The sequence below is a fragment of the Kocuria varians genome (assembly GCF_006539885.1).
Classification (GTDB): Bacteria; Actinomycetota; Actinomycetes; order Actinomycetales; family Micrococcaceae; genus Kocuria; species Kocuria varians.
This window is the reverse complement of the sequence record NZ_BJNW01000004.1, coordinates 129,670-150,593: the sequence shown is the minus strand read 5'-3', so window position 1 is coordinate 150,593 and position 20,924 is coordinate 129,670. Positions and strand designations below refer to the sequence as shown.

Annotated in this window: 19 protein-coding genes; all 19 read right to left on the bottom strand. The window is 71.9% G+C overall.

Annotated features, from left to right (window positions below; all coding sequences use genetic code 11):
* Positions 1-96: 96 nt before the first annotated feature.
* Positions 97-2,376 carry a primosomal protein N' family DNA-binding protein gene (locus KVA01_RS03660; RefSeq protein ID WP_082810208.1) on the bottom strand — a complete coding sequence of 760 codons (2,280 nt, stop codon included), beginning with the start codon at positions 2,374-2,376 and terminating at the stop codon, positions 97-99.
* Entirely contained in the window at positions 2,373-3,578 is a 1,206-nt protein-coding gene (gene metK / locus KVA01_RS03655) for a methionine adenosyltransferase (RefSeq protein WP_068467613.1), read from the bottom strand. The genes KVA01_RS03660 and metK overlap by 4 nt, the downstream gene beginning before the upstream one ends.
* Positions 3,579-3,587: 9 nt before the next feature.
* A complete protein-coding gene (gene coaBC, locus KVA01_RS03650; protein WP_082810207.1) occupies positions 3,588-4,889 on the bottom strand; it encodes a bifunctional phosphopantothenoylcysteine decarboxylase/phosphopantothenate--cysteine ligase CoaBC in 1,302 nt (433 codons plus the stop codon).
* Positions 4,886-5,359 (bottom strand): DNA-directed RNA polymerase subunit omega, encoded by a 474-nt coding sequence (rpoZ, locus tag KVA01_RS03645; RefSeq protein ID WP_068467564.1) that lies wholly within the window; start codon positions 5,357-5,359, stop codon positions 4,886-4,888. Before rpoZ ends, coaBC begins: the two co-directional genes overlap by 4 nt.
* A gap of 82 nt (positions 5,360-5,441) precedes the next feature.
* Positions 5,442-6,017, bottom strand: a complete 576-nt coding sequence (gene gmk / locus KVA01_RS03640) for a guanylate kinase (protein ID WP_068467562.1) — start codon at positions 6,015-6,017, stop codon at positions 5,442-5,444.
* A gap of 84 nt (positions 6,018-6,101) precedes the next feature.
* Positions 6,102-6,416, bottom strand: a complete 315-nt coding sequence (mihF, locus tag KVA01_RS03635) for an integration host factor, actinobacterial type (RefSeq protein WP_068467560.1) — start codon at positions 6,414-6,416, stop codon at positions 6,102-6,104.
* 169 nt (positions 6,417-6,585) lie between these two features.
* On the bottom strand, positions 6,586-7,527 hold the full coding sequence (gene pyrF, locus KVA01_RS03630; protein ID WP_267899922.1) for an orotidine-5'-phosphate decarboxylase: 942 nt from the start codon (positions 7,525-7,527) through the stop codon (positions 6,586-6,588).
* Positions 7,520-10,840 (bottom strand): carbamoyl-phosphate synthase large subunit, encoded by a 3,321-nt coding sequence (gene carB / locus KVA01_RS03625; protein ID WP_068467556.1) that lies wholly within the window; start codon positions 10,838-10,840, stop codon positions 7,520-7,522. Before carB ends, pyrF begins: the two co-directional genes overlap by 8 nt.
* The gene (gene carA / locus KVA01_RS03620; RefSeq protein ID WP_068467554.1) at positions 10,840-12,024 is read right to left on the bottom strand and encodes a glutamine-hydrolyzing carbamoyl-phosphate synthase small subunit; all 1,185 of its coding nucleotides are present in this window, start codon (positions 12,022-12,024) and stop codon (positions 10,840-10,842) included. The genes carB and carA overlap by 1 nt, the downstream gene beginning before the upstream one ends.
* 106 nt (positions 12,025-12,130) lie before the next feature.
* Complete coding sequence (locus KVA01_RS03615) at positions 12,131-12,625, bottom strand: PH-like domain-containing protein (protein ID WP_068467552.1); 495 nt, start codon at positions 12,623-12,625, stop codon at positions 12,131-12,133.
* Positions 12,626-12,657: 32 nt separating this feature from the next.
* The gene (locus KVA01_RS03610; RefSeq protein WP_141268953.1) at positions 12,658-13,968 is read right to left on the bottom strand and encodes a dihydroorotase; all 1,311 of its coding nucleotides are present in this window, start codon (positions 13,966-13,968) and stop codon (positions 12,658-12,660) included.
* A 9-nt stretch (positions 13,969-13,977) separates the two neighbouring features.
* Positions 13,978-14,961, bottom strand: coding sequence for an aspartate carbamoyltransferase catalytic subunit (locus tag KVA01_RS03605; protein WP_068467547.1), 984 nt, complete (start codon positions 14,959-14,961; stop codon positions 13,978-13,980).
* Entirely contained in the window at positions 14,958-15,620 is a 663-nt protein-coding gene (gene pyrR, locus KVA01_RS03600; protein ID WP_068467545.1) for a bifunctional pyr operon transcriptional regulator/uracil phosphoribosyltransferase PyrR, read from the bottom strand. The genes KVA01_RS03605 and pyrR overlap by 4 nt, the downstream gene beginning before the upstream one ends.
* Positions 15,621-15,732: 112 nt before the next feature.
* A complete protein-coding gene (gene nusB / locus KVA01_RS03595) occupies positions 15,733-16,149 on the bottom strand; it encodes a transcription antitermination factor NusB (protein WP_141268951.1) in 417 nt (138 codons plus the stop codon).
* Positions 16,146-16,709, bottom strand: a complete 564-nt coding sequence (gene efp / locus KVA01_RS03590; RefSeq protein WP_141268948.1) for an elongation factor P — start codon at positions 16,707-16,709, stop codon at positions 16,146-16,148. The genes nusB and efp overlap by 4 nt, the downstream gene beginning before the upstream one ends.
* Positions 16,710-16,840: 131 nt before the next feature.
* Positions 16,841-17,926 (bottom strand): 3-dehydroquinate synthase, encoded by a 1,086-nt coding sequence (gene aroB / locus KVA01_RS03585; protein ID WP_141268946.1) that lies wholly within the window; start codon positions 17,924-17,926, stop codon positions 16,841-16,843.
* The gene (locus KVA01_RS03580; RefSeq protein WP_068467534.1) at positions 17,923-18,489 is read right to left on the bottom strand and encodes a shikimate kinase; all 567 of its coding nucleotides are present in this window, start codon (positions 18,487-18,489) and stop codon (positions 17,923-17,925) included. The genes aroB and KVA01_RS03580 overlap by 4 nt, the downstream gene beginning before the upstream one ends.
* Positions 18,486-19,736 (bottom strand): chorismate synthase, encoded by a 1,251-nt coding sequence (gene aroC / locus KVA01_RS03575; RefSeq protein WP_141268944.1) that lies wholly within the window; start codon positions 19,734-19,736, stop codon positions 18,486-18,488. Before aroC ends, KVA01_RS03580 begins: the two co-directional genes overlap by 4 nt.
* A 272-nt stretch (positions 19,737-20,008) precedes the next feature.
* The gene (locus KVA01_RS03570) at positions 20,009-20,923 is read right to left on the bottom strand and encodes a shikimate dehydrogenase family protein (RefSeq protein ID WP_141268942.1); all 915 of its coding nucleotides are present in this window, start codon (positions 20,921-20,923) and stop codon (positions 20,009-20,011) included.
* Position 20,924 lies beyond the last annotated feature (1 nt).

Genomic DNA, 20,924 nt, shown 5'->3' with positions numbered 1-20,924 from the left:
GGTGTGCAATAACCCACGTCGGAGACCGGGCGGGGAGCGACAACCGCGCCGCTGAGCGGGCCTCGTGCACCCCCGGGGACGGTCCTGTGGCCCGGGTCACAGCAGATCGGCGACGTCGCAGCGCACGGTCACCGGTGCGTGTTCGCGCAGCGCCGAGGCGCGGGCCTTCTCCGCCCGCAGGGCCCCCGTGATCCTCGGCGCGATCCCGAAGCTGAAGAACAGCAGCGCCCGGTACGGTCTGCCGCCACCGCGCTCGCCGGCCCGCGGGGCGTCGGAGCCGTCGAGCGTGGCGGGTGCCGCCTCCCCCGTGCCGGTGTCCACGGGATCCGCACCGTTGCCGGGCGCCGTCTCCACGGGGGCGGGCCCCACGACGCGAACCCGCTGCGGCAGCGCGAGGTCCCGCAGGGTGGCGTCCACGGCATCCCGCGGCCCGGTCAGCGCCGCCGTGCGCACCGCCGGGGGCAGCCCGAGCTCGTGACGCTCCGCCAGTTCACGCTCCGCGTGGCCCGCAGGGTCCCAGCGCACGAGGGCCGAGACGGCGCGGTCGTGGTCCGCCGTGACCACCACGGTGCCGCCCTCGGCGCCGGAGCGCACGAGGGCCGCCGCGTTGAACCACCGCCGCAGCGTCTGCTCCTCCGCGCGCAGCCACGGGCGCGCGAGCATCTGGTCCCCGTCGAGCAGCAGAGCCGCCGCGTAGCCCCCCTCGGCCACCGGCTCGGCCCCCGGGGTCGCCACCACGAGCGCGGGCTTCGACCCCACCCGTGCGCGCACGGTGGACTCGCTCGAGGAGATCACCGGCAGCTTGGGGAACGAGCGGCCGAGCTCCTCGGCGGTCCGCCCGGCCCCCACGGTGCTCAGCCGCACGCGGGTGAAGCCGCACTCCACGCAGCGCCAGTCGTGAGCCTGCCGCCCGCACCACGTGCACACGGGCACCGACCGCGCCGAGCCCAAAGCCAGGGGTCCGTCGCAGGACTGGCAGCGCGCCGGGGTGCGGCAGCGCTGGCACGCGAGCACGGGGGCGTAGCCCTTGCGCGCGACCTGCACGAGCACCGGCCCCTTCTCCAGTGCGGCCCGGGCCACGCGGAACGCCTCGTGCGGCAGTCTCGCCCGGGCCGCGAGAGGGTCGCGCTCCGTGTTGTAGGAGTCCGAGGTCGCCTCGATGCGCGGCGAGAAACGACGCAGCTCTGCACGGTCCGGGGCCACCCGCGCCGCCCAGCGGGTGGCCACGAGACGCTGCGCCTCAGGACTCACCGCGTAGCCCGTGAACAGGGCGGCCAGCCCCTGCTGCTGCGCCCGGACGAGCAGGACGTCGCGCGTGTGCTGGTAGGGAGCACGCTGCTCCACGAAGTTGACGTCGCCGTCGTCGTGGCAGCACACGAGCGCGAGATCCTGCACGGGGGCGTAGGCCGCGGACCGGGTGCCCACCGCGAGCCGCTTGCGCCCCAGGGCAAGTTCCAGGAACCCCCGGTAGCGCGGGGTGGGGCCGTCCCCGCCGTGCAGCCGCACGACGGCGTCCTCCCCCACGAGCGCGTGCAGCGCCGTCTCCAGCCGTTCCAGGGCCTTGTGGTCCGCGACCACGCCCACCGCACCGCGGCCCGCCGCGTACGCGGTGGCCATGGCGTTCGCGGTCAGGGACGCCCAGTCGTGGTCCGGGGCGGACGGCAGCACCTCGACGACGGCGCGCGCCGGATCCCCCGCCGCCAGCGCGGCAACGAACTCGGGTCCCTGGACGTAGTGCTCCCACACGGCCGGCGACGGCGCCGCGATGCCTCCGCCCGCTCCGGAGGTCGAGTCGGACTCGTCCGGATCGCGAGGTGCCACTGCCTCCGCTTGCGCGGCGCCGCCGGCCTGTGTGGCCTCCGTCTCCGCGGCGAACTCCTTGTCCACCCTGGCCACCCGCGGAGCGATCGCCACGCGCAGCACGTCCGCCGCGGTGCCGGCGCAGCGCTGGGCGACGGCCTCCGCGAGGTCCACGATCTCGGGACGGGCCACCGGCAGCGGCGTCAGGACCCGCCGGATGGGCAGCAACCGGTCCTCGGCGACCTCCGTGTGGTCCACGCGCGCGACGACCCACCCGGACATGGTGCGCCCGGAGAACAGGACGGAGACCTTGGAACCCACGACCGCCTGCTCGTCCAGGGCCGCGGTCACGCGGTAGTCAAAGAGCCGGTCCAGGTGGGGCACGTAGGCCTCGAGCAGCACCTTCGCCACGGGGTCCACGGGGGCCTGGCCCTCGGAGCCGAGCGTGCGCGACGCCGTCGTCCGCTCGGACCGGGACGGCGGGCGCGCGGTCGCCGCTACCGGGGGCAGGCCGGTGAGGGCAAGCTGCTCGCCCGGCGCGTCGTCGGACGCCGCAGGAACCGGCTCAGGGCTCACAGCCCTGCGGCGGAACGCAACTCCTGGACCCGGTTGGTGCGCTCCCACATGAAGTCGGGGTCCTCGCGGCCGAAGTGCCCGTGCGCGGCCGTCTTGGCGTAGATGGGCCGCTTGAGGTCCAGGTCCTCGATGATGGCCAGCGGGCGCAGGTCGAAGACCTCGGTGATGGCCTTCTCGATCCGCGCGGGATCCACCGTCTCGGTGCCGAAGGTCTCCACGTAGAGGCCCACGGGGTGCGCCTGGCCGATCGCGTACGCGACCTGCACCTCGGCACGGCGCGCGAGACCGGCTGCCACCACGTTCTTCGCGACCCAGCGCATCGCGTACGCGGCGGAACGGTCCACCTTGGAGGGGTCCTTGCCGGAGAACGCGCCACCGCCGTGACGGGCCATGCCGCCGTAGGTGTCCACGATGATCTTGCGGCCGGTCAGCCCGGCGTCCCCCACGGGCCCGCCGCGCACGAAGTTCCCGGCGGGGTTCACGATGATCCGGGTGGCGGAGAGGTCCAGCCCCGAGTCCTCGAGCACGGGCATGATGACACTCGCGGTGAGGTCGCTCGTGAGCTGGTCGAGATCGTAGTTCTCCGCGTGCTGCGAGGAGACCACCACGGTGTCCACGGACACGGGCGTGTGGCCATCGTAGCCGAGCGTCACCTGGGTCTTGCCGTCCGGGCGCAGCTCGGGCAGCACCGCGGTCTTGCGCACGCGCGTGAGCTGCTCGGAGAGCCGGTGGGCCAGCAGGATCGGCGCGGGCATCAGGACGTCCGTCTCGTCCGCGGCGTAGCCGAACATGATGCCCTGGTCCCCGGCACCCTGCGCGTCACGGGGGTCCTTGGCGGTGCCGGTGCGCTCCTCGAGGGAGGTGAACACGCCCTCGTAGATCTCGTTGGACTGCTCGCCCACGCTGATGGACACGCCGCAGAACTCGCCGTCGAAGCCGTGGACGGAGGAGTTGTAGCCGATGTCGAGCAGGGTCTTGCGCACGATGTGCGGGATGTCCACGTACGCGTCCGTCTTGACCTCGCCGGCCACGTGCACGAGGCCCGTGGTGACCATGGTCTCGACCGCCACGGAGGACTCGGGGTCCTCGCTCAGCAGGGCGTCCAGGATCGAGTCGGAGATCTGGTCACAGATCTTGTCCGGGTGGCCCTCGGTCACGGACTCGGACGTGAAGATGCGCAGGTGTTCACTCGTTTCGGTCACGCTCACACCCTACCCGTCGGCACCGACACCGGCTTCGGAGGCGATGCGTCGCACGATGAAACGCGCCACCTCGTCCTTGCTGCCGCGCGCCCCGCTCTCCTCGTCCGAGTGCGCCGAGAGCACGACCACCTCGGTGTCGTCGCGGCCGAAGACCTTGTCCGTGCCCACCTCGTTGAGCACGAGCAGGTCGCAGCCCTTGCGGCGCAGCTTGGCGCGGCCGAACTCGAGCACCGAGTGCTCGGCATCCCCGGTCTCCGCGGCGAATCCCACCACCAGCTGGTCGAGCTTCTGCTCGTCCCGCTGGGTGACCACGCCGCGCAGGATGTCCGGGTTGCGCACGAGGCGCAGCACGGGGTCCGTGCCGTCCTCGGACTTCTTCATCTTGTGCTCGCCCACGGTCTCCGGGCGGTAGTCGGCGACCGCCGCGGCCATGACGACGACGTCGCTGCGCCGCGCCGCGGCCAGGGTTGCCGCCTCGAGCTCGTGCGCCGAGGACACGTGGCTGATCTCCACGCCCACCGGCAGCTCGGTCTCCACGTGGGCGACGATCAGGTGCACGTCTGCCCCCGCATCGCGTGCCGCACGGGCCACGGCGATCCCCTGCTTGCCCGAGGACCGGTTGCCCAGGTAGCGCACGGGGTCCAGCGGCTCGCGTGTGCCGCCCGCCGTGACGAGCACGCGACGTCCCCGCAGGGAGCCGGGCGCGACGGCGTCGTCCCCGGTGGAACCACCGGCACGTACGAGCGCCATGGCGGCGTCGAAGATCTCCTGCGGCTCCGGCAGACGCCCGGGGCCGCTGTCCGTGCCCGTGAGCCGACCGCTCGCCGGCTCCAGCACCGTGTGGCCCAGCTCCCGCAGCAGCGCCACGTTGCGTCGCGTGGCGGGGTTGTGCCACATCTCGGTGTGCATGGCCGGGGCGAGCAGCACCGGCGCGGCGGTGGCCAGCACCGTGGTGGAGAGCAGGTCGTCCGCGTGCCCGTGCGCCACCCGGGCCATCAGGTCCGCGGTGGCCGGGGCGATCACCACGAGGTCCGCGGACTGTCCCTGGGCCACGTGGTTCACGGTGTCCACGCGGTCGAACACCGTCTCGGAGACGCGCTCACCCGTGAGCGCCTCCCACGTGGGCGCACCCACGAAGTGCAGCGCGGCCTGGGTGGGCATGGGCACCACGTGGTGCCCCGCCTCGGAGAAGAGCCGGGAGAGCGCAGCGGCCTTGTATGCGGCGATGCCCCCGCCCACACCCAGCACCACGCGCAGGGAAGCGCCGGTGCCGGAGCGGACGGGGGCGTGGCCGGTGGGAGTCACCGTCACTGCTCGGTGGGCTCCGCGGAGTCCTCAGTGACCTCCTCGGTCACGGTCTCCGTGACGGTTTCGGAGCCCTCCGGGGACTCCTCCTCCGTGACCTGCACGCCGTCGGAGAAGACCGCCGCGCTGCCGGCGTCATCCGCCTGGGCGAAGAAGTCACCGGTGAACATCTCGGTGGCGGTGGGCTCGTCCGAGATCAGCTGACCGTTGGGGGTGAACCCGGCGTGGGCGATGTGGTGCGCCTCGATCAGGCCCTCGTCGATCTCGCGGAACGCGATGGACAGCGGCTTCTCGTTGAGCTGCGTATCCACGAGCGGACCCACGTACTCGAACAGGCCCTCGTGCAGCTGCGAGTAGTACGCGTTGATCTGGCGGGCCCGACGGGCAGCGAAGATCACCAGGCCGTACTTGGAGTCCGTCTTGTCGAGGAGGCGGTCCACGGGCGGGTCGACGATGCCTTCGTTGTTCATGCTCACGTGTGTCTTGACTCCTGAGATGTGGAGGTGGATGTCTGTGCTGGCTCGGGACGGACCGTGCAGGTCCCCGCGGGCGGAGGGCTCAGCGGCCCTGCTCGTCCGGCAGTCCCATGAGAGCCACGAGTTCGGCGGCGGCGCGTTCCACGGTGTCGTTGACGACCGTGTGGTCGAACTCCGAGCGCGCCGCAAGTTCCAGTTTAGCCGTTTCGAGCCGCCGCTGCTGCTGCTCCGGGGTCTCGGTGCCCCGTCCGACGAGACGCTGCACCATTTCCTCCCAGCTGGGAGGGGCCAGGAACACGAAGCGGGCGTCCGGCAGGGTCTGGCGGATGCTGCGCGCGCCCTGCAGGTCGATCTCCAGCAGGACGCTGCGTCCGGCGGCCAGCGCCTCGTCCACGGTGTGGCGCGGGGTGCCGTAGCGGTGCAGGTTGTGCACCACGGCCCACTCCAGCAGGTCGTGGCGCTCGATCATGGCGTCGAACTCGTCGTCGCTCACGAAGTAGTAGTGCACGCCCTCGACCTCACCGGGGCGCGGTGCCCGGGTGGTCGCGGAGACCGAGAGCCACACCTGCGGGTAGTGGTCCCGCACGTAGGTGGAGACGGTCCCCTTCCCCACGGCCGTGGGGCCGGCCAGAACGGTCACGGTGGGCGACGGGGTCACGGAATACCTCCAGGGGACGGTGGTGGACGAGCGGCTCGCTCGTCCGCCACTGTACCAACCGGGGCGTGCGCCCCGCCCGCGGCGTCAGCGGTCCAGGTAGTCCACCAGCGCACGGCGCTGGTGCTGCCCGAGACCGCGCACCCGGCGCGTGGGGGCGATCCCGATGTTCTCCATGATCGCCGCGGAGCGCACCTTGCCGATCCCCGGGGTCGCCTCGAGCAGCTCGGTGACCTTCAGGCGGCTGACCGCCTCGTCGCCCTCGCTGCGGGACAGCACGTCCGCCACGGTGAGCGATCCGTCCCGCAGTCCCTTCTTGATCTCCGCCCGCGCGGTGCGTGCCGCGGTGGCCTTCTCGCGAGCGCTCGCGCGCTCCTCGTCCGTCAGTGGCCGTAGTGCCATGCCCAGCTCTCCTCTTCGTGTACCAGCAGCTCCGGGCGCCCGATTGGGGGGTGGCGCGTCGGAGTGGTCACACCGAAAGTACCCGTTCCGTTTGCCCCGGTAAACACCGCGAACGCCCCCTGACGTGGTCGGACGGACCGCGTCAGGGGGCGTTCAGGGGTTGTGGGGCTCAGCTGAGATGTGCGCGTAGCTCGTCTGTGGAGGCACGGATGGCGTCGCGCAGGGCGGTGACGTCCGGGCCGTGGGCGAGGATCCCGCGGGACGAGTTGGCGAGCACTGCCGGTCTGACGTGCTCGAACACCGCCGCGAGGTCCTCCGCGCCCGCGCCCTGGGCGCCGTATCCGGGTGCCAGGATCGGGCCGCCGAGCGGCTCGAGGTCGATCTTCAGCCGGTGCAGCGCCTCCCCCACGGTGGCCCCGATGACCACTCCGCACGAGCCCAGGGGCGTCGGTCCAGGTGACGTCACGATTTCGTCACGATGTGCGCATGACACCCCGTGGGCGGTCCCGGCTCCCACGTGCGACGACGCCGCGGCGTCGTCGTGCGGGGCCGAGGTCGCGTTCTCGCGCGCCACGGCGTCGAGCACCGAGCCCGCCACGGAACGCGTGCCGCCCACGTGCTGGACGGCCGCGCCCTCCGGGTTGGAGGTCAGCGCGAGCACGAACGTGCCGCGACCGGTCTCCCGGGCGAGGTCCAGGGCGGGGCGCAGCGACTCGAAGCCGAGGTACGGGCTCAGCGTCACGGCGTCGGCGGCCAAGGGCGAGTCGTCCGCGAGCCAGGCCCGGGCGTAGGCCGCCATGGTGGAGCCGATGTCCCCCCGCTTGGCGTCCGCGATGCTCAGCACCCCGGCGTCCGCGGCATCGCGCAGCACCCGCTCGAGCACCGCGAGCCCTGCCGCACCGTGCGCCTCGAAGAGCGCGACCTGCGGCTTCAGCGCGGCGGCGTGCTCGGCCGCGGCCTCCACGACCGTGCGGGAGAACCGCTCCAGCCCCGCGGCGTCGTCGGGCAGCCCCCACGCGTCGAGCAGCGCGGGGTGCGGGTCGATGCCCACGCACAGCGGACCCGTGGCCGCCATCGCGGTGGCGAGGCGCGCACCGAACGGCTCACGCACGCGACTGCTCCCCCGCGACCTGCTCGCGCAGGTGCGCCTCGTGCTCCTGCAGGGACGTCACCGACCACGAGTACTGCCGCTGGGCGGTGATCGCCTGCAGGGCGGCCCCCAGCTCCGAGACGGTCGTCATGGTGGGCACGCCCACGGACGTGGCCGCGGCGCGGATCTGGTAGCCGTCCCCGCGCGCCGCCTGGCCGCCGGAGGGGGTGTTGAAGATCAGGTCGATCTCCCCCGCCGTGATCAGGTCCGCAACCGTGGGGCCGTCCTCGTCCGTGTCCGCGATCTTGGCGACCACGCGGGACTCGATGCCGTTGCGCCGCAGCACCTCCGCCGTGCCGCCCGTGGAGATGATCTCGAACCCGAGGTCCGCGAACATCTTGACCGGGATCACCGCGGAGCGCTTGTCCTTGTTGGCGACCGAGACGAAGAGCTTGCCGGCCGTGGGCAGCGGACCACCCGCGGCGGCCTGCGCCTTGGCGAAGGCCGTGTCGAAGTACTTGTCGATGCCCATGACCTCGCCGGTGGAGCGCATCTCCGGGCCCAGCAGGGAGTCGACGACGGCGCCCTCCGGGGTGCGGAAGCGGGCGAACGGCAGCACGACCTCCTTCACCGCCGTGGGCGTGTTCTCCGGCAGGGTCGTGCCGTCGTAGTCCGCCGGCAGCACGCCCTCGGCCCGCAGCTCGGCCACCGTGCGTCCGGTGCCGATCAGTGCGGCGGCCTTGGCCATCTGCACACCCGTGGCCTTCGAGACGAACGGCACCGTGCGCGAAGCACGCGGATTCGCCTCGATCACGTAGAGCACGTCCGAGGCGAGCGCGAACTGCAGGTTGATCAGGCCCTTCACGCCCACGCCACGCGCAATGGCCTCCGTGGCCTCGCGCACCCTCGAGATCACGTCCGGGCCCAGGGTGATCGGGGGCAGCACGCACGCGGAGTCACCGGAGTGGATCCCGGCCTCCTCGATGTGCTCCATGATCCCGCCCACGTAGCAGTCCTTGCCGTCGAACAGGGCGTCCACGTCGATCTCGATGGCGTCCTCGAGGAACTTGTCGATCAGTGCGGGACGGCTCGGGCTGACCTCCGTGGCGTTCTCGAGGTAGGTCTTCAGCGAGGCCTCGTCGTAGACGATCTCCATGCCGCGCCCGCCCAGCACGTACGAGGGGCGCACGAGCACCGGGTAGCCGATCTCGTGGGCGATCCGGCTGGCCTCCTCGAAGTCGTAGGCGGTGCCGTTCTTGGGCTGGCGCAGCCCGGCCTCGGTGAGCACGCGGGCGAACTCGCCGCGGTCCTCGGCGAGGTCGATCGCCTCCGGGGTCGTGCCCAGGATCGGCACGCCCGCCGCCTTGAGGTCCGCCGCGAGCTTGAGCGGGGTCTGCCCGCCCAGCTGCACGAACACGCCCAGCAGACCGCCCGAGCGGCGCTCCGCCTCGACGACCTCCATGACGTCCTCGAAGGTCAGCGGCTCGAAGTACAGGCGCGTGGAGACGTCGTAGTCCGTGGAGACGGTCTCCGGGTTGCAGTTGACCATCACGGTCTCGTAGCCGGCGTCGCGCAGCACCATGGACGCGTGCACGCACGAGTAGTCGAACTCGATGCCCTGCCCGATCCGGTTGGGACCGGAGCCCAGGATCATCACCGAGGGCTTCTCGTGCGGGGCGACCTCCGACTCCTGGTCGTAGCTCGAGTAGTGGTACGGGGTGAACGCCTCGAACTCGGCCGCGCACGTGTCCACGGTCTTGTACACGGGGCGGATGTCCAGGGCGTGGCGCACGCCGCGCACCACGGACTCCTCCAGGTGCACGAGTTCCCCGATCTGCGCGTCCGAAAAGCCGTGGCGCTTGGCCTCCCGCAGCGTGGCGGGGTGCAGGTCCGGGTCCTGGCGGATCAGCTCGGCGGTCTCGTTGAGCAGCTGGATCTGGTCCAGGAACCAGGGGTCGATCTTGGTGGCCTCGAAGACCTGCTCCACGGTCGCACCGGCGTTCAGCGCGCGCTGCACGTTGCGCAGCCGCTCCGTGGTGGTCTCGCGGGTCTTCTCCACCAGACGGGCCACGGTGTGGGGACCGGGTTCCACGGCGGGCTTGGCGAAGCTGAACGACGAGCCGGACTGCTCCAGCGAGCGCATGGCCTTCTGCAGCGCCTCGGTGAAGTTGCGCCCGATCGCCATGGCCTCGCCCACGGACTTCATGGTCGTGGTCAGCGTGGGGTCCGCGGCCGGGAACTTCTCGAACGCGAAGCGCGGGACCTTCACCACCACGTAGTCCAGCGTGGGCTCGAAGCTCGCCGGGGTCTTGCGCGTGATGTCGTTGGGGATCTCGTCCAGCGTGTAGCCCAGGGAGAGCTTCGTGGCGATCTTGGCGATCGGGAAGCCGGTCGCCTTGGAGGCGAGCGCCGAGGAGCGGGAGACGCGCGGGTTCATCTCGATCACCACGATGCGCCCGGTGTCGGGCTCCACGGCGAACTGGATGTTGCAGCCACCGGTGTCCACGCCCACCTCGCGGATCACGGCGATCGCGATGTCGCGCATCCGCTGGTACTCACGGTCGGTGAGCGTCAGGGCCGGGGCCACGGTCACGGAGTCACCGGTGTGCACGCCCACGGGGTCCACGTTCTCGATCGAGCACACGACCACCACGTTGTCGTTGGCGTCGCGCATCATCTCGAGCTCGTACTCCTTCCAGCCCAGGATGGACTCCTCCAGGAGCACCTCCGAGGTAGGCGAGTACTGGATGCCCGCGCCGGCGATGCGGTGCAGGTCCGTCTCGTTGTACGCGAGCCCTGAGCCGAGGCCGCCCATGGTGAAGGACGGGCGCACGACCATGGGGTAGCCGAGCTTCTCCGCGGCGGCGAGCGCCTCGTCCATCGAGTGCACGATGACCGAGCGGGCGGACTCCGCGCCGCAGCGTTCGACGACGCCCTTGAAGGCCTCGCGGTCCTCGCCCAGGTTGATCGCGTCCACGTCCGCGCCGATCAGCTCGACGTCGTACTTCTCCAGGACGCCGTTGGCGTCCAGCGCGAGCGCGGTGTTCAGCGCGGTCTGCCCGCCCAGGGTGGGCAGCACGGCGTCCGGACGCTCCTTGGCGATGATCTTCTCGACCGTGTCCGGGGTGATGGGCTCCACGTAGGTGGCGTCCGCGAACTCGGGGTCGGTCATGATCGTGGCCGGGTTGGAGTTCACGAGGATCACGCGCAGCCCCTCGTCCTTCAGGACGCGCAGGGCCTGGGTGCCGGAGTAGTCGAACTCCGCGGCCTGTCCGATGACGATGGGCCCGGAGCCGATCACCAGGACGCTGTTGAGGTCTTGCCTGCGGGGCATCAGTTGTCTCCTGCTTCCGGATCGGAGCCCTGGCCGGCCCGGTCCATCACGTCGATAAAGCGGTCGAAGAGGTAGGCGGAGTCATGGGGACCCGCCGCGGCCTCGGGGTGGTACTGCACGGAGAACGCGGGGATGTCCTCGCAGCGCAGGCCCTCCACCACGTTGTCGTTGAGGCCCACGTGGGACACGGCCACCCGGCCGTAGCGGGACTCCGGTGCGGTCACGGTCTCCCCCACGGGCGCGTCCACCGCGAAGCCGTGGTTCTGGGAGGTGATTTCCACCGTGCCCGTGGCGAGGTCCATGACGGGCTGGTTGATGCCGCGGTGGCCAAAGGTTAGCTTGTAGGTTCCGAAGCCCAGGGCGCGGCCGAGCAGCTGGTTGCCGAAGCAGATCCCGAAGAACGGGATGCGGGCGTCGAGCACCTCGCGCAGCATCGCGACCTGCTCGTCCGCCGTGGCCGGGTCCCCCGGGCCGTTGGAAAAGAACACGCCGTCCGGGTCCAGCTGCCGGATCTGCTCGAAGGTTGTGCTCGCGGGCACCACGTGCACGCGCACGCCGCGCTCGGCGAGACGCTGCGGGGTCATGGACTTGATGCCCAGGTCCACGGCGACGACGTCGTGGCGCACCGGCCCGCTCCAGCCGTGCTCGGAGGGCTCCACCACGTAGGCCTTGGCCACGCTCACGTGCTCGGCGAGCGCGCGCCCGGCCATGGCCGGCTGCTCGGTGACCTGCTGGACGAGGTCCGTGGTGGGCTGCTGCGCGGCGACACCGGAGAAGATCCCGGCGCGCATCGCACCCTTGTCGCGCAGGTGGCGGGTCAGGGCGCGGGTGTCCACGCCCTGGATGCCGGTCACGCCCTGGGCGTCGAGCTCCTCGTCCAGGCTGCGCTCGCTGCGCCAGTTGGAGGGTCGGCGGGCGGGGTCGCGCACCACGAAGCCGTTGACCCAGATCTTGCGGGACTCCATGTCCTCGAGGTTCACACCGGTGTTCCCGATGTGCGGCGCCGTCTGGATCACGATCTGCCCCGCGTAGGACGGGTCCGTGAGCGTCTCCTGGTAGCCGGTCATGCCCGTGGCGAAGACCGCCTCGCCGAACGCGGTGCCGGGCGCGCCCCAGGCGCGGCCGCGGAAGATCGTGCCGTCCTCGAGGACCATGACGGCGGGTTCGATCCGTGGTGAGTTCATCGCGAACTCCTTTCGTTGAGCGTGCTGGGGGCGCCGCGCGGGCGCCGGGTGAAGTGCGTGCGATGGTGTCGGAGTCCGGAGCTCGGCTCGCGGCCCGGGCCGGTTCTCAGTCCTGGAGCAGGGCCGACGCCGCGTCCTCGAGCTCGCGCGAGCCCTCGGCCGTGCGCGCCCGGAAGCCGGTGTCCACCGCGGTGTCGCCGAGGTCCCACGTGAGGACCACGAGTCCGTCGCGCTCCACGAACTTGCCGACCATCCCGGAGGTGGTGGAGACTCCGAGCAGCCGGTCCCGGGGGACGAAGACGTCCGGGGCGCCCTGCCTGTTGAGGAACACGCCGTCCGGGGCGACGACGGCCTCCGCCGTGGTGCGGACGCCCAGCCCGTGGGTGGCGATGCGCTCCAGCGGCTGGGACGCGTACGTGGTGACCACGTACATCCCGTCCACCCGGGCGGTGGCCCGCTGCATCAGGTCCCGCGGTGCCTGGGGCAGCTCCTGCAGCCCCGACTGCCGCCGGACACGGCCCCGCCAGCCCCACCAGAGCAGCGCGAAGATCACCACCACGATCAGGATGGTGAGCAGGGTGGGTACGAGCTTGTCGGACATCGACGACAGAACCTTTCGAGAGCGCTCGGGGATCAGTGGGCCAGGGGGGTGGACAGTTCCCCGTCCAGGACCACGGGGTGGCCGCGGTAGAAGGTGGCGCGCACGCCACCGGGCAGGGTCATCCCCCGGTAGGGGCTGTTGCGGCCCTTCGAGGCGTGGGTCCCCGGGTCCACCGGTGTGGCACCCTGTGGGTCCCACAGCACGATGTTCGCGGGGGCACCGGCCTCGAGCCGCTGCCCCTGGTCCGTGAGGCCGAGGATCTCGGCCGAGCGGTGGGACATGATCTGGGCCACGCGCTCCCAGCCGACCAGGCCCGTGTCCACGAGCGTCTGCTGCACCACGGACAGGGCCGTCTCCAGCCCGGTCATGCCGTGGGCCGCGCAGCTCCACTCGCACTCCTTGTCCTCGGCCGTGTGCGGCGCGTGGTCCGTGCCGATCACGTCGATGACACCCTCGGCGACGGCGCGGCGCAGCGCCTGCACGTCCTCGTCCGTGCGCAGCGGCGGGTTGACCTTGTAGACGGGGTCGAAGGTGCGCACGAGCTCGTCCGTGAGCAGCAGGTGGTGCGGGGTGACCTCGGCCGTGACGTTCACGCCGCGCTCCTTGGCCCAGCGCACGATCTCCACGGAGCCGGCGGTCGAGACGTGGCACACGTGCAGCCGGGAGTCCACGTGCTGGGTCAGCAGCACGTCGCGGGCGATGATCGCCTCCTCCGCCACGGCGGGCCAGCCGGTGAGGCCGAGGTCCGCGGAGACGGTGCCCTCATTCATCTGGGCGTCCTGCGTCAGGCGCGGCTCCTGGGCGTGCTGGGCGATGATCCCGTCGAAGGACTTCACGTACCCCAGCGCGCGGCGCATCAGCAGCGGGTCGTGCACGCACTTGCCGTCGTCGGAGAACATCCGCACGCCCGCGCGGGACCCGGCCATGGCACCGAGCTCCGAGAGCTGGGTGCCCTCCAGCCCCACCGTGACGGCACCCACCGGGTGCACGTCCGCCCAGCCGGCGTCGCGGCCCAGCCGCCACACCTGCTCCACCACCCCGGCGGTGTCCGCCACGGGGTGCGAGTTGGCCATGGCGAAGACCGCCGTGAAACCGCCCTTCGCCGCGGCCCGGGTCCCGGTCTCCACGGTCTCGGCGTCCTCGTGGCCGGGCTCGCGCAGGTGCGTGTGCATGTCCACGAGACCGGGCAGTGCCACGGCACCGGCGGCGTCGACGACCCGCGCGCCCTCCGGCACGTCCAGGGTGCCCGGGTCACCCACGGCGGCGATCACACCGTCCGTGACCAGGAGGTCCGCCGGCTCACCGCCCTCGGGACGCGCGTTGATGATCAGGTACGAAGTCATGGGGCCGCCTCAGTTCTCGCTCGGATCGGGGGTGCTCTCGTCGCCGGAGAGCAGCTGGAACAGCACGGCCATGCGCACGGACACGCCGTTGGCCACCTGCTGGAGCACGGTGGAGCGCTCGGAGTCCGCGGCCTCGGAGGAGATCTCCAGGCCGCGGTTCATGGGACCGGGGTGCATGAACACGGTGGGCGCGCCGAGGGCCTCGAGGCGCTGCACCCGCTGGGAGGTGAGTCCCCAGTTGCGGGTGTACTCGGCCTCGCTCGGGAAGAACGCGGCGTTCATCCGCTCCCGCTGCAGCCGCAGCATCATCACGGCGTCCGGCGCCTGCTCGAGCACGGCGTCGAGGTCGTAGCTGACCTCGCACGGCCAGTCGTCCATGGCCACCGGCACGAGGGTGGGCGGGGCCACGAGCGTCACGCGGGCGCCGAGCGTGGTCAGCAGCCACACGTTGGAGCGGGCCACGCGCGAGTGCAGCACATCCCCCACGACCACCACGTGCATGCCCTCCAGGTCCATGCCCGTGGTGGGGGTGCCCGTGCGGCGGGAACGCACCTGGCGCAGCGTCATCGCGTCCAGCAGCGCCTGCGTGGGGTGGGCGTGCTTGCCGTCCCCCGCGTTGACCACCGCGGCGTCGATCCACCCGGAGTCCGCGAGCTGCTGCGGCGCCCCGGAGGAGGCGTGGCGGATCACCACGGCGTCCGCGCTCATGGCCATCAGGGTCTGGGCCGTGTCCTTCAAGGACTCGCCCTTGGAGACCGAGGAGCCCTTGGCGGAGAAGTTGATCACGTCCGCGCTGAGCCGCTTGGCGGCGGTCTCGAAGGAGATCCGGGTGCGCGTGGAGTCCTCGAAGAAGAGGTTGACCACGGTGCGCCCGCGCAGTGCGGGGAGCTTCTTGACCGAGCGTGAGGTCACGGCGGCCATCTGGTCCGCGGTGTCCAGTATGCGCACGGCGTCCGCGTAGCCGAGGTCGGTGGTGGAGAGCAGGTGTCTCATCGGGCGGTCCTTCCGGGCGCGGCGTCGCGGTCCCGGGCGACGTCCGGGTCCGAGGCCACCGGGGCGTCGATCACCACGCAGTCCTCGTGGCCCTCGTCGCGGGGCTCGGGATCGGACTCCCGCAGCAGCACCCGCACCTTCTCCTGCGAGGAGGTGGGCAGGTTCTTGCCCACGTGGTCCGCGCGGATGGGCAGCTCGCGGTGCCCGCGGTCCACGAGCACCGCCAGGCGCACGACGCGCGGGCGGCCCACGTCCACGAGGGCGTCCAGGGCGGCGCGGATGGTGCGCCCGGAGAAGAGGACGTCGTCCACGAGCACGACCGTGCGGCCGTCGATCCCGGAGTCGGGGATGACGGTGGGCTGCGGGGTGCGCGCGGGGTGACGGCGGAGGTCGTCCCGGTACATGGTGATGTCCAGCTGACCGGTCGCGGTGCGCGCGGTGAAACCTGGATCGATCTGCTCGAGCCTGGCCGCCAGGCGCTGGGCCAGGGGGAAGCCGCGACGGGCGATCCCCAGCAGGACGAGGTCCTCCGAGCCCTTGTTGGACTCCAGGATCTCGTGGGCGATCCGGGACAGGGCCCGGTCGATGTCGGATGTCGAGAGGATCACGCGGGAAGTGGTGCTTCCCGGTGTCTGCTCGGCGTGTTCGGGCACGCTCACGTGCCGCCTCCTTCCCCGCCTCACCGGACGGATTTAAAGGGTGCGATCTGTCCTTGAAGCTATCACACGCCAAACCCCGGCCCGTGGGGTCCCACGAACCGGGGTTAAGGTCTCAGTCGTCCAGCAGGGACGGCTTGACCTTCTGCAGCCGTCCCAGCAGACCGTTGACGAAACGGGGCGAGTCGTCGGTGGACAGCTCCCGCGCCACGGCGACGGCCTCCGCCACCGCCACGCCGTCCGGGACGTCGTTGTTGTACAGCAGCTCCCACGCCCCAACCCGCAGCGCGTTGCGGTCCACGGCGGGCATGCGCGAGAGCTCCCAGCCCTGCGAGTAGGTCTCGAGGAACTCGTCGATGTCCTCGCGGCGACCGTCCACACCCTCCAGGATCTCCACCGTGTAGGGCTGGATGGGCGAGGACGAGTTCTCCCGGCGGCGCACCAGGGCGTCGCGCACGGACTCGTCACGTTGTTCGGCCTCGAAGAGGATCTCGACGGCGCGGATCCGGGCCTTGCTGCGTGCCCCGCTCACTCGTTGACGCGACCGAGGTAGTCGCCGGTACGGGTGTCCACCTTGACCTTGGTGCCCTGCTCGAGGAACAGGGGCACCTGGATCTGGTAGCCGGTCTCCACGGTGGCGGGCTTGGTGCCGCCCGTGGAGCGGTCACCCTGCAGGCCCGGCTCGGTGTAGGTGATCTCGAGGACGACCGACGGCGGCATCTCGATGTACAGCGGCGCACCCTCGTGGATGGCCACGGTCACGTTCTGGTTCTCGAGCATGAAGTTCGCGGCGTCCCCCACCACGGCGCCCGGCACGGTGAGCTGGTCGTACGTGGAGTTGTCCATGAACACGTAGTCCTCACCGTCCTGGTAGAGGTACTGGTACTCGCTGCGGTCCACCGTGGCGGTCTCGATCTTGGCACCCGCGTTGAACGTCTTGTCCACCACCTTGCCGCTCGTCACGTTGCGCAGCTTGGTGCGCACGAACGCGCCACCCTTGCCGGGCTTGACGTGCTGGAACTCGATGGTCTGCCAGAGGTTGCCATCGATGCTGAGGATGGTGCCGTTCTTGATGTCGTTGCTGGTTGCCACGGTGTCACTTTCTCGTCGGGAACGTCTGCGCGCGGGGTCGGCTCGTGGAGCCGGACCATTCTACCGCGTGGGGAGCCCCGGCCCGGTGCACCCGCGGGGGCGCGCAACGGGCCGGGCTCCGCCGAGGGGTCTCAGTCCGCGATCTCCTGGTAGCACGCGAAGAGGATGGCGGGGTCCGGGACCTCCATGATGCGCGGGGCCGCGATGCGGTCCAGGACCACGAAGCGCAGCAGGTTGCCGCGCGCCTTCTTGTCGCGCTTCATCACCTCGAGCAGCCGCGGCCACTGGTCCGCGCGGTAGCTCACCGGCAGCCCCAGGGAGGTGAGGATCTCGCGGTGCAGGGCGACGACGTCGTCGGAGAGCGAGCCTGCCGCGAGCCCCAGTTCGGCGGCGAAGACCATTCCCACCGAGACCGCCGCGCCGTGGCGCCACTGGTAGCGCTCGTTGTGCTCGATCGCGTGCCCCAGGGTGTGGCCGTAGTTCAGGTACTCGCGCCGCCCGGACTCCTTGAGGTCCGAGGAGACGACCTCCGCCTTGACCCGCACGCTGCGCTCCACGAGCTCGCGCACCACGTCCGACTGGCTGTCCCGCACGGCCTCGGGGTTGTGCTGGATCAGCTCCAGGATGGCGGGGTCCGCGATGAACCCGCACTTGACCACCTCGGCCATCCCGGTCAGCAGCTCGTTCTCGGGCAGGGTGGACAGCGAGTCGAGGTCGCACACCACGGCGGCCGGCGGGTGGAACGAGCCCACGAGGTTCTTGCCCTCCGCGGTGTTGATGCCGGTCTTCCCGCCCACGGCGGCGTCGACCATGCCCAGCAGCGTGGTGGGAAGGTGCACCACGCGCACCCCGCGCAGCCACGTGGCCGCGACGAATCCCGCGAGGTCCGAGACGGCCCCGCCGCCCACGGAGACCACCGCGTCCGTGCGCGTGAAGTCCGACTGTCCCATGATCTGCCAGCAGAAGGCCGCGACCTCCACGCGCTTGCCCTCCTCGGCGTCCGGGATCTCGGCGACGAAGCTCTGGATGCCGGCCTTGCGCAGGTCCTCCTGGACCACGTCGCCGGTCGCGCGCAGCGCCCGCGGGTGGATGATCAGGACCTTGGCCACGCGCTCGCCCAGCAGCTCGGGGACGCGGCCGAGCAGTCCGTGGCCCACCAGCACGTCGTAGCGGTTCTCCGGGGTCTGTCCCCGGACGGGGATCACGGTCTCGTTCATGCGGTGCGGTCCTTCCCGCGCGCCGCGAGTGCCGAGGCCTCGGGCGCGCCCAGTGCGGTGTAGAGGTCGTGGGCGATCTGCGCCACGCTGCGCGGTGCGCGGCCGTCCAGGTGGATGGTCGCGAGCCGCTCGAAGGTCTCCCGGCGCTCGTCGAGGATCTGGCTCCAGCGCGCCTCGGGGTCCGGCTGCAGCATGGGCCGCGTGGTGTTGCCCCGGATCCGGGGCCGCACGGTGTCCAGGTCCACCTCGAGGTAGGCCACCGTGCGCCCTTCCAGCAGCGGCTGCACGAGCGGGGACATGGGTGCTCCCCCGCCCAGGGAGATCACGCACTCCCGGTTCTCGGGGTCGTCGAGGATCTCCGCGACCGTCTCCGCCTCGATCCTGCGGAACTCCTCCTCACCCCTGGCGCGGAAGAGCTTCGGGATGGGGCCGTGGCGGGACTCGATGAGCCGGTCCGTGTCCACGTGCCGCAGCCCGTAGTGATCTGCCATGTGGCGCGCCACGTGGGACTTGCCCGCGGCCATCGGTCCGATCAGCACCACGGGCAGGGAAGCCCCCGTCACGAGAGGTCCCCGCGCACCTCGTCCAGGGCCGCCAGCGCGGCGGGGTCCGCGAGCTCGGGGGACGTGCGCAGCTGCGCCGGGATGGCCGCGAGGTAGGCGTCCTTGTTGCGGACGACCTCCGCGATCGAGTCGCCGCCGAACTTCTCGAGCGCGGCCTGGGCGAGCACGAGGGCCACCATGGCCTCGGCGACGACGCCGGCGGCCGGCACGGCGCACACGTCCGAGCGCTGGTGGTGCGCACGGGCGGGTTCACCGGTGGCGGTGTCCACGGTGTGCAGGGAGCGCGGCACGGTGGCAATGGGCTTCATCGCGGCGCGCACGCGCAGCAGGTCACCGATGGACATGCCGCCCTCGATGCCGCCGGCCCGGTTGGTCACGCGGTGCACGGCACCGTCCGAGGGCAGGGTCTCGTCGTGCGCCTGCGAGCCGGGGTGGGCGGCGGTGCGGAAGCCGTCCCCGACCTCCACACCCTTGATCGCCTGGATGCCCATGAGCGCGGCGGCCAGCCGCGCGTCGAGGCGCCGGTCCCAGTGGACGTAGGAGCCGAGTCCGGGGGCCAGGCCCTCGGCGAGCACCTCGACGACGCCGCCCAGGGTCTCCCCCGCCTTGTGGGCGTCGTCGACGGCGGCCACCATGGCCCGCGAGGTCGCGGCGTCGAAGCAGCGCAACGGGTCGGCGTCCAGGGCGGCGACGTCGTCCGGGCCGGGCAGTGGCGCGTCGTCCGGGACCGCGACGTCGGCAATGGCCGTGGTGTGCGCGACCAGGCGGACGCCCAGCGCCGCGAGGATCTGCGAGGCGACCACGCCGAGCGCCACGCGGGTGGCGGTCTCACGCGCGGACGCGCGCTCCAGCACCGGGCGAGCCTCGTCGAAGCCGTACTTCTGCATGCCCGTGAGGTCCGCGTGCCCGGGACGGGGGCGGGTCAGGGGCGCATTGCGGGCGCGACCTTCCAGGACCTCCGGGTCCACGGGGTCCGAGCTCATCACGTCCTGCCACTTCGGCCACTCGGTGTTGGCGATCTCGATGGCCACCGGTCCGCCCTGCGTGAGGCCGTGGCGCACACCGCCCAGGATCCGCACGCGGTCCTGCTCGAACTTCATGCGCGCGCCGCGGCCGTAGCCGAGCCGACGCCGCGCGAGGGCGTCCTGGATCATCGTCGTGGTCAGTTCCACCCCGGCGGGGACACCCTCGATGATCCCCACGAGTGCTTCACCGTGGGATTCTCCGGCCGTGAGCCAACGCAACATCCAACAACTCCAGTTCTCGCCAGTTCTCTCACCGGGGACCCGTGTGGTCCCGGCGTCCTGCTCGTGGTGCGGTATTCGTGGTGCCGAACTCGTGCCGCCGTGCCCTGGGTGACGGTCGCGCGGTGCGGGCCGCGCGGCGTCGTCCGTGCGGGGCGGGGATCCCTCGCGGTCACCCGACGCGCCCGGGTGGAGCACCCCGGCCCGTCCGACGTCGCTCGCGCGGCACCCGCCACGCAGCGTCACCGTCGCGTGGCCCGGCTCCTCGGACCCGCTCACCGGGGCAGTCGGGCGAGCTGCGCCTCGCGCACCCGCTCGGGCACCGTCCGCTCGGGCCGTCCCACCGCGCGGCACATGGCCGCCGTGACGGCGTCCTCGTGCGGCAGTGCGACGTCCGGACGTCCTGCCGTGAACCAGCGGACCTGGTCCACCGCCTGGAACGTCAGCATATCGACACCCGGGGCGGTCTCGCCGCCCGCGTCCTGCCACGCGGACGCAAGGGCAGAGGGCCACGGGTTGTAGGCGGCGTCCAGCAGCACACCGCTCACGCCGGGCTCCTCACGCCGCCACGCTTCGGCCAGCTCGTCCGCGCCCCGCGGGGGCAGCGTGGCCACCACGACGTCCGCGCCGTGCAGCGCCCGCGCGGCGGACTCCCACGGCAGCACCCGCACCGTGGTGCCAACGACGCCGGCCACGGCGTGGAGACTCTCGGCACGTTCCGCGGTGCGCACGAGCACGTCCACGCCCTCCGCGCCGAGACCGTGCAGGGCGGCGACCGCGGCACTCGCCGTGGCGCCTCCGCCCAGGACGACGGCCTTCGGCGAGGGAGGGATCTCCCCCGCCGCGGCCAGTGCGGCCATGATGCCCATGACGTCCGTGTTGTCCGCGGTGACCGTGCCGTCCGCCGCGAACGTGAGCGTGTTGGCCACACCCAGCGCCCGGGCCAGCGGTGTCACGCGGTCCGCGTCCCGCGCCGCGAACGGCTTGAGCGGCATCGTCACGGAGAAGCCCCGCCAGCGGGCCGACTCCCGGGCCGAGGCCCAGAATCCGTCCCACTGCTGCTCCGGGACGTCACGGCGCACGTAGTCCGCGTCCAGTCCGAGCGTCTCGTAGGCGGCGGCGTGCAGCGCCGGGGAGAGCGAGTGGTCCACGGGGTGTCCGAGGACGGCCGCGTGGAACGTCCCGGTCATC